The sequence below is a fragment of the Capillibacterium thermochitinicola genome (genome assembly GCF_013664685.1).
Taxonomy (GTDB): Bacteria; Bacillota; UBA4882; order UBA10575; family UBA10575; genus Capillibacterium; species Capillibacterium thermochitinicola.
On the sequence record NZ_JAAKDE010000075.1, the window covers coordinates 1 to 1,065 of the forward strand.

Consider the following 1,065-nt stretch of genomic DNA (forward strand, 5'->3'; position numbering starts at 1 on the left):
CGAAAGATGGCATCAGCATGAACGACTCTGGGATAGTGCCCTGTACGCCAACGAAAGGTTTCAATAGCTTCTTTTAATTTTGTCCCTTCGTTGAAGTTATTCCAACTAATCTCATCCACGAAAGCAAAACCGTCGATCAAGCTAACCATAATTTTGGCTCCAAACTCAGTTTCAGCTGCGGCTTTTCCGCGAACAATCGGACGGACATAGGGCTGACTAATGCTGACGATACGATTGTCTATCCGATGGGTGCGGGTTTCATACATTAACTTCTGTTGCTGATAGAGCTCTTGTATTATTTGGTATTCCCGCTGTTGTCTTGGACTTAGTTGCCCACAGCCGTTTTCGTTGGAAAGTCGCTCAATAATTCTCAGATCCCGCGCGATATAACGTAGTTGCTTACCGATTGCCCGACGTAAGGACTTCTTTTGGTGCTTTCTAACTTTAGCTTCCGAAAGATAGTCTTTGCGGGCGTTTCTCCGGTAGGTTCGGGGTTTCGGCATTTTGCCTTTAAGGGGTGCATAGAGGTCAGCAATCATACGCTCAAGCTTTTCACGGGCTTCGTTTAACAACGATAAGTCAGTAGGATAACGAATGTCAGCCGGCGCGCAAGTAGCATCGATAATGAGACGCCCTTTGTTTTTGTTTTCTTTTAAATCTCCCTCTGAGTTATCTTCATCGTGATTGTCATTGTCCGATTCGTGTTTCTTTACTTCCTGACCCAAACAGATGATTTCATTGATTTCTTTCATGATTTGCGCATTTAGGCGTTTTCGGAAGTGAACCATCATTGAAGGGTCAAAGGGCGCTTCCTTTTGAAACTCGGGTAGCCCGATAAAATATTGAAGATACGGGTTTTCCTTGATCTGTTCCACTACCTCTTCATCGGAGAACCCGCCCTTTTCTTTGATGAGCAAAGCCCCAAGAGCCATGCGAACTGGTTTGGCCGGAGCACCCGTGTTGTTTTTGGCAAATAACGCGGCATACTTGTCTTCAATGACGTCCCATGGAATAAGCTTTGATAACTTTACCCAGCGGTTTTCCGGGTCAAGTTGTCCTCCAAAA

General features: G+C 45.3%; 1 protein-coding gene. It reads right to left on the minus strand.

The features are described from left to right. The coding region (locus G5B42_RS11555) for an IS5 family transposase (RefSeq protein WP_181340623.1) at window positions 1-1,065 on the minus strand (1,065 nt) is incomplete at both ends.